Raw genomic sequence first — 12,309 nt, forward strand, 5'->3', positions numbered from 1 at the left:
AACCGCTTGCCTCTGACACCGACGTCAAGTTTTAGCGTAGTCGAGGTACCCATCCGCGACGGAAGTCCCGGCAGCTCACCACCGGCTACCTGCCCGAAGCACGCACCCGCGATCTAGCGCGCCGCGTGACAGAACCGAAAGAATGTGTCACTCATGGTCATTCACCCCGCAACCGGCCTGGCCGACCCCGCACCCACACCGACCGTCACCGTCAAACCGCTCAGGGTGCCCATATCCGGCCGTGGTGAAGACCTCCAGGTGCGGGTTTCCGCCCCGGTCACCGGCGATGACCTACCGGTCGTGCTCTTCGCGCACGGGTTCGGCTCCAACATGGACGGTTACGGGCCGCTGGTCGACTACTGGAGCTCGCACGGATTCGTGGTCGTCCAGGCTACGCACTTGGACTCGAAGCGGTTCGCCCTGGCAGCCGAGGATCCGCGCAAGCCGCGACTGTGGCGTCACCGTGTGCAGGACATGAAGCGAATTCTCGACGATCTTTCCGTATTGGCGGCATCGGTGCCCGGTTTGCGCGGTCGAGTCGACCACGACCGGATCATCGCCGCGGGGAATTCCTTCGGTGGGCAGACCGCGGGAATCCTGGTCGGCTTGCGCGTCACCGACCCGGAAACCGGGATCGCGGAAGACCTCTCGGACCCACGAGTCATGGCCAGCATCCAGCTCGCCACCGCGGGACGCGGCGGCACAGAACTCACGGCCTTCGCTCGCGAACATCTTCCGTGGCTGCGCGACCAGGACTTCTCGCACATCAACGCCCCAGGCCTGGTGATCGCCGGCGACGACGACAACCTCCCGCTGACCACCCGCGGGCCGACCTGGACGACCGACCCTTACACGCTGAGCCGGACGAACAAGAGCTTGCTCACCGTGTTCGGCGGCCAGCACTTCCTTGGCGGTATCTCCGGCGAACACGTCAGCGAGACCACCGACGAGAACCCCGACCAGGTCGCGCTGATACAGCAGGTCACCCTCGCCTACCTCCGTCACGTCGCCGGTATCGATCACAGCGGCTGGACCACCGCCCAGACCGTACTCACGCCCGCCCACCCGCTGGGACGGCTGGAATCCGAATAGCGGTGTGCTGCGTAGGCGCGAACAAGCTCGAAACCAGACCCGACTCCGGTCGTGTGGTGGCAGGTGACGTTCGAGTCGTCGAACACGACGGCTGAGTCGATCCGCAAAGATCGTGAATAGTTCACTTGTCGCACGATCGAATCGCGGGCGAAGGCGATATCGTCACGACCGCGTCGCCCGTCGGGTGCTCGCTACGGAAGGACGGCCTGTGACCGAAACACCGACCACCGCCTCATCGGCCCCGACCGGACACGGGACCGGGCGTGAAGTCGTGCGTCTGGCGGCGATCGTCGCCGCGCTGGGTGTGGTGTTCGGTGACATCGGCACCAGCCCGATCTACACCCTGCAGACGGTGTTCAACCCCGCCGACCCGCATCCGGTGCCGGTGAACCAGAACAACGTCTTCGGGATCGTCTCGCTGATCTTCTGGTCGGTGACGGTGATCGTGACGATCACCTATGTGACGCTGGCGATGCGGGCCGACAACGACGGCGAGGGCGGCATCATGGCGCTCATCACGCTGTTGCGGCGCTGGAGCGCGCCGGGCGGTAAGCGGACCGCGGCTTTCCTCGCGGCACTGGGGATCTTCGGTGCCTCGTTGTTCTTCGGCGACTCGATGATCACCCCGGCGATCTCGGTGCTCTCGGCGGTCGAGGGATTGAAGATCGTCGAGCCCTCGTTCGAGGAGTTCATCATCCCGATCACCGCGGTGATCATCGTGATCCTGTTCCTGGTGCAGCGCAAGGGAACCGCGGTCGTCGGACGGGTATTCGGGCCGGTGATGATCGCGTGGTTCACCGCGATCGGGGTAGCCGGGATCGCGGGCATCAGTGACAATCCGGAGATCCTGAAGGCGATCTCACCGACCTACGCGCTGGGATTTCTGTTCGGCCACTTCGACATCGCGTTCTTCGCGCTCGCCGCGGTGGTCCTCGCGGTGACCGGCGCCGAAGCCCTCTACGCCGACATGGGTCATTTCGGGCGGCGACCGATCGCCCGAGGTTGGCTGTTCCTGGTGTTCCCGGCCTGCATGCTCAGCTACATGGGCCAAGGCGCGCTGATCCTGTCCGACCCAGCGAACATCACCAGCCCGTTCTTCCTACTCGTCCCCGGCTGGGGTCGACTCCCGATGGTCCTGCTAGCCACCGCCGCGACGGTCATCGCCGCTCAGGCCGTGATCACCGGCGCGTTCTCCGTCGCCTCCCAAGCCGCTCAACTCGGCTACCTGCCGCGACTGCGGATCGTGCACACCTCCGAATCCACCATCGGTCAGATCTATGTCCCGTGGATCAACTGGCTGCTCATGGTCTCAGTCCTGGTCCTGGTCTTCGCGTTCCGCAGCTCCCACGCCCTCGCCTACGCGTTCGGGATGGCGGTCACGGGCACCATCACCATCACCACGTTGCTGTTCTTCTATGTCGCCCGCGCACGTTGGCGTACCCCGTTCTGGCTGCTCGCGCTCGGTGCGGTGCCGCTGTTGGGTATCGATCTGCTGTTCCTCGGGGCGAACCTCACCAAAATCGTGCACGGTGCCTGGCTCCCGCTACTCATCGGCGTCATCGCGTTCACGGTGATGACCACCTGGGAACGCGGCCGCGACATCGTCACCGCGGCACGCGAACAACGCGAAGGCTCGCTGCAGGAATTCGTCGACGAACTCCGCGAAGGACAGCCGAGGACGGTCGAGGTTCCCGGCACCGCGATCTTCCTCAACCGGGGCAAGAAGACGACCCCGCTGGCCATGCGCGCCAATGTCGAGAACAACCACGTCCGACACGAGCATGTCGCGATCGTGAGCATCGCCACCGACCCCGTTCCCCGTGTCCCGTTCACCGAACGGCTCACCATCGACCATCTCGGGCACGGCGACGACGGCATCATCCACGTCACCGCCCGCTACGGCTACGCCGAACGTCCCGATGTCCCCGCGGCGTTGCGGCATCTCGAGGCCTCGGCGACAGAAGGAAGACTCGACCTCGATCGCGCCTCCTACTTCGTCTCCAAGATCGAACTCCGTCGCGGCGACCAACCGACCATGGCCACGTGGCGCAAACGACTGTTCATCGCCACCTCCCACATCACTGCCGACGCCGCCGACTACTTCTCCCTACCCCGCGATCGCACCGTCATCATGGGCTCCCACATCGACGTCTGAATCTCTGAGCGTCGGCCCGCGAATTGTGTTGGACGCACAGTTCCTTCGACATCGCTCGAGCGTTCAGCCGCCCGCGGGTCAGGAGACCTTGCGGCGATAGGTAGCCGTGGCGACGAAGTAGGCGACGACGAGTATGCCGGCACACCACCCCAGTGCGACCCAGATACCGGCGCCGACGGGCTGCTGGGTGAACAGGTCCCGGATCGTATTGACGATGGAAGTCGCCGGCTGGTGTTCGGCGAAGGCTTGCACCGGACCGGGCATGCTGTCGGTGGGCACGAACGCCGAGCTGATGAACGGGAGGAAGACCAGCGGGTAGGAGAACGCGCTCGCACCGTCCACGGACTTCGCGGTGAGGCCGGGGATGACTGCCAGCCACGTCAATGCCAAGGTCACCAGCCCCAGGATCCCCGCGACCGCGAGCCACGCCAGCACTCCCGCCCCCGACCGGAAACCCATGAGCACGGCGACCACCACGACGATCACCACCGAGATCAGATTGGCGACCAGCGAGGTCAGCACGTGTGCCCACAGGATCGACGACCGTGCGATCGGCATCGACTGGAATCGCTCGACGATGCCGTTCTTCATATCCAGGAAGAGCCGAAAGGCCGTGTAGGAGATACCCGATGCGATCGTGATGAGCAGGATGCCCGGCAGCAGGTAGTTCACATACGATTCCGACCCCGAGTCGATCGCACCACCGAACACATAGACGAACAGCAGCATCATCGCGATCGGCGTGATCGCAGTGGTGATGATGGTGTCCGGGCTGCGCGCGATGTGGCGCAGGGATCGGCCGAGTAGGTAGCCGGTGTCGCCGAAGAATCGGGTATTCATCGCTGTTCCTTACTTGTCGGCGCCGACGCTGCGACCTCGTCGACGTCGACGGTGCTGTCGTCCCCGACGATGGCGAAGAAGACGTCCTCGAGTGTCGGTTGCTTCTCGACGTATTCGACCTTCGCGGGTGGCAGCAGTCCTTTGAGTTCGGCGAGAGTGCCGTTGACGATGATCCGCCCCTTGTGCAGGATCGCGATCCGGTCGGCGAGTTGTTCGGCCTCGTCCAGATACTGCGTGGTGAGCAGCACTGTCGTACCGTTGTCGGCGAGTCCCTTGACGGTCTTCCACACCTCGATCCGTGACTGCGGGTCGAGCCCGGTCGTCGGCTCGTCGAGGAAGATGACCGGCGGGTTCCCGATGAGACTCATGGCGATATCGAGACGACGGCGCATGCCGCCCGAATAGGTCGCCACCTTCCGCGCCCCGGCCTCGGTCAGCGAGAACCGCTCGAGCAGCTCATCGGCGATCGCACCCGGATTGTCGAGGCGGCGCAGATGCGCGATCAGCACGAGATTCTCACGCCCGCTGAGGATTTCGTCGACGGCGGCGAACTGGCCGGTGAGACTGATGGACTCGCGCACATTCTCCGGCTGCGTGGCCAGGTCGAAGCCGCAGACCGCGGCCGCTCCCGCATCGGCTTTGAGCAGCGTGGACAGAATTCTCACGACGGTTGTCTTGCCTGCCCCGTTCGAGCCGAGCAGCGCGAAGATGCTGCCCCGCGCCACGTCGAAGTCCACGCCGCGCAAGACGCGCAAGTCCTTGAAGGACTTCTCCAGGCCCTGCACGCGAATTGCCGGTTGTGTCGACATCAGCGCGACCCCCCTTCTTCCTGCTCGACGCGTTCGATGGCGGCGGTCAGTCGTCGCCGCTCGGTGTCGATCCACTGACCGTCGGAGTAGTTCGCCAGGAACGTCTCCGCAAACTCCACCGGGTCCTCGCCGACGATCGCCCGAACAGGAACGCCGGCTGCGGCGTTCTGCTCGAACAGATCGGCGAGGTCCTCCGCCATTTCCATCAGGACGTCACCGTTCGTGATCGCCCCGCGGTACATCAGGTACCGGTCCAATGCCTCGACCGTCGTGCGATAACTCGGCGGGAGTTGCTTGACCCGTTCCTTGTACTGCCGATAGCGCCGCTTGTCCTCGAACGGTCCGGTGACCTTCTCGATCCAACGTTTGACCATGTCTACTTTCCTCCTTCGCGGAGCTGCTCCAGCCGTCCTGCGAGGAAGCTCCACGTCCCCCAGAACTCGTCGAGGTATTCCCGGCCCGCGGCGTTGAGGGTGTACACCTTGCGCGGCGGCCCCTTCTCCGACGGAACCTTCTCCACGTCGACCAGATCTCGCTTCTCGATCCTGACGAGCAGGGCGTAGATGGTGCCCTCGGCGATGTCGGAGAAGCCCTGATCACGCAGCCACGCGGTGATTTCGTAGCCATAGGCGGACCGCACCGACAAGATCGCGAGCACTATGCCCTCGAGCGTGCCCTTGAGCATTTCCGTCATCTGCTTGCCCACGACGCACCTCCTCTACCTACTCAGTGACACTAACTACCAGTAGATAGTAACGCCGACTACCAGTACTTAGCAACACTCAATAGGGGGTGGCATCGTCATAGGGTTGGCGGCCGCGATGATCCCGCACGACCTGTTGACTGGTCACGCGACCACCCCGTTGGCAACCCTGCGGCAAGCCCGGTAGCGTTCGGCACTGGTGGTGCCTCGTCGATGCTGGGTGATCAAGCCACTCTTCCGCAGACGAGAGGCACGTCGTGACAACCCCCGCCCGAAACCGAACCGAACCCGATGCCCGCGTGCCGGATTCGGCAAGCGAGCAGGACCTGCGGGAACTGTTCGGGCAGTCCACCGCTGTATTCGTCTCGCTCGCGGGCCCGCAGCATCTGGTCGACACGGCCAACCCTGCGTTCTTCGCCGCGATCGGAAAAGACCCCGCACACACCGGGATTCCGCTCGCCGAGCTGGTGCCCGAACTAATCGAGCACGGTGTTCTCGCCGTCCTGGATCAGGTCTATCGCACCGGTGAACCCCACACCAGTCATGCCGTTCCGGTCCTGCTGGGCGCCCGCGCCCACAAGGTCCGGTCCTCCTTCGATTTCAGCTACGAACCACTGCGCGACGACGAGGGGTCGGTGATCGGGATCCGGTTGATCGGTGTGGAGACCACCCAACTCGAACACGCGCACCGGCTGATGGCCGAGCAGCGCGCCTTGGTCGAACAGATCGCCCGCCAAGCGCCCCTGGCCGAGGTTCTGGACGGCATGGCGCGCGCGATCGAGGATCTCGCACCCGAACAGGTACTGGTCTCGGTGCTGCTCGCCGACCCGGACGGGCGACATCTACGCCACGGTGCCGCGCCGAGCCTGCCCGACTTCTACAACGAAGCCATCGACGGGATCGCCACCGGCGAAGGCGTTGGCTCGTGTGGCACCGCCGCGCATCGGCGCGAACCGGTCATTGTGACCGATATCGGCACCGATCCCTTCTGGGCCGACTTCCGGGCGCTGGCCGGGCGCGCGCAGTTGGCGGCGTGCTGGTCGACGCCGATTCTGGCCCGCGACAGCACCCTGCTGGGAACCTTCGCCATGTATCACCGCAGCCCGCGCTCCCCGCAGGACAGCGATCTCGCGCTCGCTCGGGTCTTCGCCGACACCGCGGGTCTGGCCATCGAGCGCCATCACATCGAGCAGGCGAAAGCAGCTGCCGAGGCACAAGCCGAAGCCGCGCGCGAAGAGCTGGCCACAGCCCTGCGCACCGAACACCAGTTACGTACCGAGGCCGAGCAGCGCGCCGAGGCGGCCGCCGAACTCAGCGCCCGAATGCACAGTGCCGCAGCCGCGCTGGCGGCTGTGCCGCGTCCTGAGCACTGCGAGCTCGGCGGGTCCGCGGGGTGTAGCGAACCGGCCGAGATCAAAGTCGCTGATTCCTGGGGTGACGCGGCGTGGGGTTGCCCCGACCACGTCGAACACGCCCTGCTCAACGTGAGTTCGGTATTCATCGCCAACGAAGATCTCGGTGGCCTCGCCGCCTACCGCAACCGCTGACCGCGCTGAATCAGCCGCACCACTGGCTGCCCTCGTTCCGACCGCAGTCGTAGCGTTGATCGGATCCGACGGATCCGCCCGGCAAGAGATGAGGGGCAGAATGCCCCGCTCGACAGCCGGTTTACGACATAGTCTGGACTGATGGCACGACTGCCGGAAAGTAAGACCGAGCTGGTTCTGGGTCCATTGCTGCGTCACGTCGGCGAATGCGACGCCACCGTCTGGGTCGAGACGTCGGCACCGTGCACTGTCGAGGTCCTCGGCCACCGCGAACACACCTGGACCATCGCCGGACACCACTACGCTCTCGTCCTGATTACCGGACTGGCGGCCGGTTCCGTCACGCGGTACGAGGTCGGTCTCGATGGGGAGCGCGTCTGGCCGCTGCCCGACGCCCCGTACCCGTCCGTTATTCGCACGCTCAGCGGCGACGCCGATCTGATCCTCGCCTTCGGCTCGTGCCGATTCGCCACACCGACGGCGACGCAGGACGACGACCACTTCGACGCCGACGCTCTCGACGCCTATGCGCGGCGAGTCATGGAACGCCCACCCGAAGATCTGCCCGACGCATTGGTACTGCTCGGCGACCAGGTCTACGCCGATGAGCTGTCCCCGGAGATCCTCCGTCGCATCGACGAGTTGCACGACCTCGACCAACCCCCGGGCGCCCAGATCCGCAACTTCGAGGAGTACACGTGGCTCTATTCCGAGTCATGGTCCGACCCGCAGGTGCGCTGGCTGCTGTCCACGGTTCCGTCATCGATGATCTTCGACGACCACGACGTCATCGACGACTGGAACACCTCGAGATCGTGGCGTGACGAGATCGAGGCCACCGACTGGTGGGAGGAACGCATCGTGGGCGCGTTGTCGTCGTACTGGATCTACCAGCACCTGGGCAACCTCTCGCCCGCAGCCCTGGCCGACAACGAGCTCTACCAGCGGATCCGATCCGAGGGCGGCGACTGCGCGGAGTTGCTCCGCGATTTCGCATCCGCAGCGGACGAAGAAGCCGACGGCGCCAAGGGGGCGCTATGGTCGTACCGCCGCGATCTCGGCACCACCCGGCTGCTCGTCATCGATTCACGGTGCGGTCGCATTCTCGGCGGCGGCACGCGGTCGATGGTCTCCGAGCCCGAGTTCTCGTGGATCGAACAACAGACCGAGGGCGATTACGACCACCTGCTGTTGGGGACCTCGCTCCCGTGGCTGCTGCCGCGCGCCCTCCACGACCTGGAGTCGTGGAATGAGCGTATGGCCTCAGGGGTGCGGGGCCGACGTGTGGCCGGATGGTCCGAAAGATTGCGGCGCTCAGCGGATCTGGAACATTGGGCCGCCTTCCGAGATTCGTTCGACCGGCTCGCCCGGCTCGTCGCCCGCGTCGGGCGCGGACAGTGCAGCGGCCCGGCAGGACGGGCGCCCGCCACGATCTGCGTGCTGTCCGGCGACGTTCACCACGCCTATGCCGCGCAAGCGCAGTTCCCCGACGCCGTGAGATCCCGGGTCTACCAGCTGACCTGTTCGCCGATGCACAACTACGTTCCGACCGCCATGAAGGTGATTTTTCGCGTCTCGTGGAGTCGAGCGGCCGAACGGGTGACGCGTTTCCTCCTGAACCGGGTGTCCACCGTTCCCCCGGTGTCGGTCGAGTGGAGTCGGATCACCGGCCCCTTCTTCGGCAACCAGATAGCGACGCTGCATCTGCGCGGTCGGACCAGCCGCCTCGTGCTGGAGCAGGTGAGCACCGACGGCGGCCGTCCACATTTGACGACGGTCGCGGATGTGGTGCTCTCGACCGAGACGGACGGTTCGCCCCAAAGCGACTTACGCCGAGATCCATGAAGGACCAGGTCGGGGCCGGCCGACCCTCATCGTGCGGTGACCGGATTCCGAATGCACAGCACGCGCTGCAGCGACGTGTGGTCATCGGGCACCCTCCGGAAAAGGGTCGACGGCGCATAACCGGGAATCCCGCTTCAGCCGAACGGCTTCGGCTGCCCCCGACCCAGTTCGACCCGTTCGATGACATCCCACGTGTAGGAGTTGTCCCGAAGTTCGAGTGAAACCAGCGCAGCCTCGGTGGTCACAACGTCGAAGCCGTGGAGAGTACTGCCAGCCGTCGCTGCGGCCGCGGCAGCCATTTCTTCCAGTCCTTCGAAAACTGGGTATGCGATCGTCACGTGGGGATCCGACATAGATTCTTCCAGCGACGCCTGCGGCAAAACGGAGATCGTTGCCGCACGCAGCGCGTCACGAAGTTCCGTCACCGGCGCCGCGGGTGAGATAACGAAGCCGATCGCACCACCTATGTTGGTCGACCGATCAACGGAAAAGCTGAACGGCCGCAGGTTTCGGCAGGCATTCTGCGCAGCTACTGCAATAGCAGCACGTTGTTCGAACGTGCACGTGTAAGGGCGAGAAATTCGATCCAACGTCAGGTGAAGGCCGTCGATCGGCGTTGTCTTGAAGTACGCCGGATCGATAGCCTGCTGGCATTCTTCGGTCCGCGAATGAAGCTCCGAAGCATGATCGAAGGTCAGGAACCAATAGTAGCCGAGCGGGCCGTTTTCGAGCGGACGGGGACGAAGGCTGTCCAAATTTCCGGTCACTTCTCAACGTCCTTACCGGCCAACGCATCCCGGACGCCCTTCAACTGCGAGGCATCCCGCCACCTTTCGGCCACGTCGATCATAACCAGCGACCTTCCCCATGGAGAGTTCGTATTGTTCATGTCCGCCAACGCGAGCTCCGCATCCTGCTCGACCTTGTTCGGCATCGCTAACGACAGATACGATGTCGCGGCATTTCCTGCCACCTGTGCAGCACTGTAGCTTCCCAACGAGATGCTGGGTGGACTCCATGCGGGGCATTATCACTCGTGACCAGATCGTACGCCTGGTTCACCGTGCGTCACACAACCGTCATTATCGCCGAGTTTTCCCCTCGAACGATCCAGCGTTCACATCACCGTCACCCTCGAAGCCCTGCACTGGCAAGGAACCACGCCGCATCCAATCACGAACGGCGCCTCCGGAATTCCGGGGGCGCCGCTCGGGCACTTCACACCGCGTCAGCGGATCAGGCTTCGCGCACCGCCGTGACGATCGCGACGACCGCCGCGGACAACGCCCCGATCACCACCCCGCCGAGGACGACCGCGGCGGCGGCGACCGTGAACTGATCCCAGCCCACCATGAGCGCGGCCACGCCGAGGACCACGAGGATCGCGTCGACGCCGACGGCGGTCAGGACAGCGTCGTCGCGGCTCAGTAGCCGAGGAGTCAGCGCAACGGTGGCCAGGCCGAGCAAGACGGACACCAGGCCGACCACGACGAAGACAGGCACGGCCATTCCGGTGCCGACATCGGTCCCCAGGATCAGCGTGGCCAACGGGACGAGGCCGTACAGGACGCGGATCGCGCCCACACCGCGCAGCGTCCACGAGGACACATCGACGGGGGCACCCCCGGTGGAGGTCTTGGTCGCGTACGCCATGCGCACAGTTGCCACCTGGCTGGTCATATCCCGCTCCTTCGACATTTTCACACCTTCGTGCAATTACACGTAGCTGTGAAACTACGTCTATTGCACACCGATGTGCAAGAACTCGTGAAGGGACTCACACCCACCCGGGTTCGTGCCGGAGAACACCCCTTGAATCCATTCGGGGACAAGTCGTTTCGACGAGCGATCGCCCGACGACTGCGATCAGTGCTGCGCGACCTCGACGGCGGACCGGGCGATCTCCGCGGCACCGGAACGGTCGACGCCGACCGCGATCAGGCAAGCCAGGGCAGCGTCACGCGCGGCTTCGGCATCGCCCCATTCACCATCGCTGTGCGCCTTCAGCAGCTCGAGCACCAGCGCCGTGAGTACCCTGGCCAACGCTGCGGGCGGAAGGTGACCAGCGAAGGTTCCGTCGGCTTGACCAGCCGCTATCAACGTGATCAGCCGGGCGCGGACGGGCGCGAGCCGGTCGGCCATGCGGGCCCGCGACCCGGCTTCGTCCAGACGCAGCAGCAGTTGGAACTCGTCGCCGACAGCCCACAGCGCGACCGCCATATCCGCGGTCGCCCGGGCGGGCGGTTGCGCGGTGTCGATACCGTCGAGTGCGCGACCGACCTGTTCGAAGGCCTCGTCGAGCATGCCGTCGATCAGCGCTTCCCTGGTGGGGAAATGACCGTAGAGGGTGCGGCGGACCATCCCCGCGGCGACGGCGATGTCTTCCATACTCGCCAGGGGATTTCGCAGCAACTCGTCCCCGGCCACAGCGACGATGCGTCGCCGGTTGGCCAGTGCGCGCGGCCCGAGGCCGACGGTGGTCGAGTGCGTCGTCGCAGTCACGTCCATCCTTTCACCACCACCATCCCACACCTGCGCAAAGGTGTGCAAAAGGCCGTCCGCGGCTCACCGGCTTGATGATCGGCGACCACAAGGAATGCAACGCTCATCTCATGGAGGCGTTCGTCGCCTGTATCCGGAGGGCGCGGAAGCATCTCGTGATCGCGCGCGTCGGCGCGTCGGAGCCGGACCACTTCGTGACTGCCGGGATACCCATCAGGGCCCAACAGTGCTCAGCACCAAACTCTTTCGCGAACCGACGCTTCTCAACGATTCGCATGAATCGGCATTGATTCCATGCCGCCTTCGAGAACTCCATCGATTGCCGTCCCGTGCCGCAGTACGATGAAAGCGCGAACCTGATACTCGATCAGGTCGAGGCCTGGGTCGGCGCCCTGCTGCCCCTTGCAGACCGGAGTCGCGGCATGAATATCGTCGTCTGGATCGTTTCCGGCCTGCTGGCCGCGATGTTTCTCATGGCCGGCTCGATGAAACTCGCCAAAACCAAAGAACAGCTCGTCGCCGACCCGAAAATGGGCTGGGCCGAGTCATTCCCCGAAGGCCTGATCAAGTTCATCGGCGCGGCCGAAGTCGCCGGTGCACTCGGCCTGATCCTGCCCGGCGTGTTCGACATCGCCACCTGGCTGGTGCCCGCGGCCGCCATCGGCCTCGCGGCGATCATGGCCGGCGCGGCCATCACGCACGGACGCCGCGGCGAATGGTCGAACGTCGCGATGACCATCGTGCTGCTGGCACTGTCGGTGTTCGTCGCGGTGGAACGAATCGGCCCACAAGCATTCTGAGTCGTCGCGATCAGCT

The 12,309-nt window shown here is 64.9% G+C and carries 13 protein-coding genes; 5 read left to right on the forward strand and 8 right to left on the reverse strand.

The window, feature by feature from the left end:
- The first annotated feature begins 153 nt into the window (after window positions 1-153).
- Together ASD42_RS01415 and ASD42_RS01420 are read left to right on the forward strand one after the other, a co-directional pair.
- Window positions 154-1,092, forward strand: coding sequence for an alpha/beta hydrolase family protein (locus ASD42_RS01415; RefSeq protein WP_056809356.1), 939 nt, complete (start codon window positions 154-156; stop codon window positions 1,090-1,092).
- A 208-nt stretch (window positions 1,093-1,300) separates the two neighbouring features.
- A complete protein-coding gene (locus ASD42_RS01420) occupies window positions 1,301-3,247 on the forward strand; it encodes a potassium transporter Kup (RefSeq protein ID WP_056809357.1) in 1,947 nt (648 codons plus the stop codon).
- Between the two features lie 78 nt (window positions 3,248-3,325).
- On the opposite strand, the gene ASD42_RS01425 is transcribed toward ASD42_RS01420, so the two are convergent.
- Genes ASD42_RS01425 through ASD42_RS01440 form a run of 4 tightly spaced genes read right to left on the reverse strand, consistent with a single transcriptional unit; the run spans window position 3,326 to window position 5,602 of the window.
- The gene (locus ASD42_RS01425; protein ID WP_056809359.1) at window positions 3,326-4,087 is read right to left on the reverse strand and encodes an ABC transporter permease; all 762 of its coding nucleotides are present in this window, start codon (window positions 4,085-4,087) and stop codon (window positions 3,326-3,328) included.
- Window positions 4,084-4,896, reverse strand: a complete 813-nt coding sequence (locus tag ASD42_RS01430) for an ABC transporter ATP-binding protein (protein ID WP_056809361.1) — start codon at window positions 4,894-4,896, stop codon at window positions 4,084-4,086. Before ASD42_RS01430 ends, ASD42_RS01425 begins: the two co-directional genes overlap by 4 nt.
- The gene (locus ASD42_RS01435) at window positions 4,896-5,270 is read right to left on the reverse strand and encodes a DUF1048 domain-containing protein (RefSeq protein ID WP_056809364.1); all 375 of its coding nucleotides are present in this window, start codon (window positions 5,268-5,270) and stop codon (window positions 4,896-4,898) included. The genes ASD42_RS01430 and ASD42_RS01435 overlap by 1 nt, the downstream gene beginning before the upstream one ends.
- Window positions 5,271-5,272: 2 nt before the next feature.
- Complete coding sequence (locus ASD42_RS01440; protein WP_056809366.1) at window positions 5,273-5,602, reverse strand: PadR family transcriptional regulator; 330 nt, start codon at window positions 5,600-5,602, stop codon at window positions 5,273-5,275.
- A gap of 254 nt (window positions 5,603-5,856) precedes the next feature.
- Between ASD42_RS01440 and ASD42_RS01445 the strand changes: the two genes are divergently transcribed.
- Entirely contained in the window at window positions 5,857-7,146 is a 1,290-nt protein-coding gene (locus tag ASD42_RS01445) for a GAF domain-containing protein (protein ID WP_056809367.1), read from the forward strand.
- A 141-nt stretch (window positions 7,147-7,287) separates the two neighbouring features.
- Window positions 7,288-8,991: an alkaline phosphatase D family protein gene (locus tag ASD42_RS01450; RefSeq protein WP_056809369.1), complete on the forward strand. Its 1,704-nt coding sequence runs from the start codon at window positions 7,288-7,290 to the stop codon at window positions 8,989-8,991.
- 134 nt (window positions 8,992-9,125) lie between these two features.
- Here ASD42_RS01450 and ASD42_RS34170 read toward each other — a convergent pair whose 3' ends face one another.
- The 4 genes from ASD42_RS34170 to ASD42_RS01460 all read right to left on the reverse strand — a co-directional run bounded on the left by ASD42_RS34170 (window position 9,126) and on the right by ASD42_RS01460 (window position 11,493).
- A complete protein-coding gene (locus ASD42_RS34170) occupies window positions 9,126-9,758 on the reverse strand; it encodes a 2'-5' RNA ligase family protein (protein WP_156677362.1) in 633 nt (210 codons plus the stop codon).
- Entirely contained in the window at window positions 9,755-9,964 is a 210-nt protein-coding gene (locus ASD42_RS34175; RefSeq protein ID WP_156677363.1) for a hypothetical protein, read from the reverse strand. The genes ASD42_RS34170 and ASD42_RS34175 overlap by 4 nt, the downstream gene beginning before the upstream one ends.
- Before the next feature lie 263 nt (window positions 9,965-10,227).
- Entirely contained in the window at window positions 10,228-10,671 is a 444-nt protein-coding gene (locus ASD42_RS01455; protein WP_056809371.1) for a hypothetical protein, read from the reverse strand.
- Between the two features lie 186 nt (window positions 10,672-10,857).
- Window positions 10,858-11,493: a TetR/AcrR family transcriptional regulator gene (locus ASD42_RS01460; RefSeq protein ID WP_162256184.1), complete on the reverse strand. Its 636-nt coding sequence runs from the start codon at window positions 11,491-11,493 to the stop codon at window positions 10,858-10,860.
- Between the two features lie 329 nt (window positions 11,494-11,822).
- Between ASD42_RS01460 and ASD42_RS01470 the strand changes: the two genes are divergently transcribed.
- Window positions 11,823-12,293 (forward strand): DoxX family protein, encoded by a 471-nt coding sequence (locus ASD42_RS01470; protein WP_235569264.1) that lies wholly within the window; start codon window positions 11,823-11,825, stop codon window positions 12,291-12,293.
- Window positions 12,294-12,309 lie beyond the last annotated feature (16 nt).

This window comes from Nocardia sp. Root136, assembly GCF_001427185.1.
GTDB classification, from domain to species: domain Bacteria; phylum Actinomycetota; class Actinomycetes; order Mycobacteriales; family Mycobacteriaceae; genus Nocardia; species Nocardia salmonicida.

Coding starts and splice junctions, on each gene's coding strand:
- ASD42_RS01430 (WP_056809361.1), bottom strand. CDS start 4,896: ATGTCGACACAACCGGCAATTCGCGTGCAGGGCCTGGAGAAGTCCTTC.
- ASD42_RS01415 (WP_056809356.1), top strand. CDS start 154: ATGGTCATTCACCCCGCAACCGGCCTGGCCGACCCCGCACCCACACCG.
- ASD42_RS01455 (WP_056809371.1), bottom strand. CDS start 10,671: ATGACCAGCCAGGTGGCAACTGTGCGCATGGCGTACGCGACCAAGACC.
- ASD42_RS01425 (WP_056809359.1), bottom strand. CDS start 4,087: ATGAATACCCGATTCTTCGGCGACACCGGCTACCTACTCGGCCGATCC.
- ASD42_RS01435 (WP_056809364.1), bottom strand. CDS start 5,270: ATGGTCAAACGTTGGATCGAGAAGGTCACCGGACCGTTCGAGGACAAG.
- ASD42_RS01450 (WP_056809369.1), top strand. CDS start 7,288: ATGGCACGACTGCCGGAAAGTAAGACCGAGCTGGTTCTGGGTCCATTG.